This is a genomic window from Nocardia sp. 852002-51101_SCH5132738 (assembly GCF_001665695.1).
Taxonomy (GTDB): domain Bacteria; phylum Actinomycetota; class Actinomycetes; order Mycobacteriales; family Mycobacteriaceae; genus Nocardia; species Nocardia nova.
Genome location: NZ_LZML01000165.1, coordinates 1 through 548 on the forward strand (window position 1 = coordinate 1; position 548 = coordinate 548).

Here is a 548-nt window from a genome sequence, read left to right on the forward strand (position 1 = left end):
TGGTCGAACACCGAGTGCAACAAGGTCCGCACCCATGGCCACGACGATTTCGGGGTTATCGACATCAGATTCACCGTGTAATGGGTTCGGCACCGCTGCCAGGCAGCTCCGGGCAATGTGGCTCCGATCGCGGCGACCAGCCCGGCGTGGGCGTCGGAGGTGACCAGGCTGACTCCGGACAGGCCGCGGGCGACCAGGTCGCGGAAGAACGCGAGCCAGCCCGCGCCGTCCTCGCCGCTGGTGACCTGGATGCCCAGGATTTCACGGTAGCCATCGGCGTTGACACCGGTGGCGACCAGAGCGTGCACGTTGACCACGCGCCCGTTCTCGCGGACTTTCAACACCAGAGCGTCGGCAGCCACGAACGTGTACGGGCCTTGATCGAGGGGGCGGGTGCGGAACGCCTCGACCTGAGCGTCGAGCTCGGCCGCCATGACCGACACCTGGGACTTGGAAAGCTTTGTCACACCCAGGGATTCGACGAGCTTCTCCATCCGGCGAGTCGACACCCCGAGCAGGTAGCAGGTCGCCACCACCGAGGTCAGGGC

At 66.2% G+C, this 548-nt stretch carries 1 protein-coding gene; it reads right to left on the reverse strand.

The window, feature by feature from the left end; all coding sequences use genetic code 11:
- The coding region (locus A5789_RS25690; protein ID WP_197516731.1) for a transposase at nucleotides 1-548 on the reverse strand (548 nt) is incomplete at both ends.